The sequence below is a fragment of the Candidatus Protofrankia californiensis genome (assembly GCF_900634765.1).
Classification (GTDB): Bacteria; Actinomycetota; Actinomycetes; order Frankiales; family Frankiaceae; genus Protofrankia; species Protofrankia californiensis.
Window position 1 is genome coordinate 1 of sequence record NZ_CAAAFT010000156.1, and the last position, 1,326, is coordinate 1,326.

The 1,326-nt window shown below is 70.5% G+C and carries 1 protein-coding gene; it reads left to right on the top strand.

What is annotated here, in order from left to right; all coding sequences use genetic code 11:
* Positions 1 to 80: 80 nt before the first annotated feature.
* The coding region (dnaG, locus tag DD1DGNOD_RS08995) for a DNA primase (RefSeq protein ID WP_131769886.1) at positions 81 to 1,326 on the top strand (1,246 nt) is incomplete at its 3' end.

Genomic DNA, 1,326 nt, shown 5'->3' on the forward strand with positions numbered 1-1,326 from the left:
GGCCGGTGGTGACACGGGGTGCGCCGGACCTCCGCGACATCAGCCCGCTGGCGCTCCACCCGGGACGCAGGGAGGGACGTGTGGCCGGACGCATCCGTGACGCCGATGTCGCTGCCGTGCGTGACCGCTCGCCGCTCGCCGACATCGTGGGCGACTACGTGCAATTGCGTCCCGTCGGCAGCGGCCAGCTGCGGGGTCTGTGTCCCTTCCACGACGAGAAGACACCGTCGTTCAACGTCCGGCCGCAGGTTGGTGCCTACCACTGCTTCGGGTGCGGCGTCGGTGGCGACGTGATCGCTTTCGTCCGTGCCATCGACGGGTTGTCCTTCCCGGAGGCGGTCGAGCGGCTCGCCCGCCGTGCCGGGATCACCCTCACCTACGAAGGCGGAGGGGTGACCAGCCGCGCGGTCACCAGCCAGCGGCAGCGGCTCCTCGACGCCCACCGGGTGGCCGCGGAGTTCTACGCCGAGCGGTTGGAGTCCGCCGACGCAGGTGACGGTCGGGATTTCCTCTCCGCCCGCGGCTTCGACCGGGAGGCGGCGGTGCGTTTCGGCGTCGGTTACGCGCCCGCCGGCTGGGACACCCTCACCCGCCATCTGATGGGCCGGCACTTCACCGCCGCGGAGCTCGTCCTCGGTGGCCTGGCCAAGCAGAGCAGCCGCGGCAGCCTCATCGACCGGTTCCACCGCCGGCTGGTCTGGCCGATCCGCGACCTTGCCGGGGACGTGGTCGGTTTCGGCGCCCGCCGGCTCGCCGCCGACGACCCCGGGCCCAAGTACCTCAACACGCCCGAGACTCCGCTGTTCAAGAAGGCAAACCTGCTCTACGGGGCCGACATCGCCCGGCGGGAGATCGCCCGGCGGTATCAGGTCGTGGTCGTCGAGGGTTACACCGACGTGATGGCCTGTCATCTCGCCGGCGTGCCGACCGCGGTCGCCTCCTGCGGCACCGCGTTCGGCAGCGAGCACGTGACGGTGCTGCGGCGGTTGCTGATGGATCAGAGCGAACACCGCGGTGAGGTCGTGTTCACCTTCGACGGCGACGAGGCGGGCCGCAAGGCCGCCATCCGTGCGTTCGAGTTCGAGGAACGCTTCGTCACCCAGACCTTCGTGGCGATCGAGCCGTCCGGGCTGGACCCGTGCGATCTGCGAATCCAGCGGGGGGACGTGGCCGTGCGCGACCTGGTCGCCGACCGTGTCCCGCTGGTGGAGTTCGCCATCCGCGGGAAGCTGGCCGGGTTCGACCTCAACACCACGGAGGGACGCCTGGCAGCGCTCGATGCGGCCGCACCTCTGATCAACAGATTGAAAGACCGGGGGCTACGAC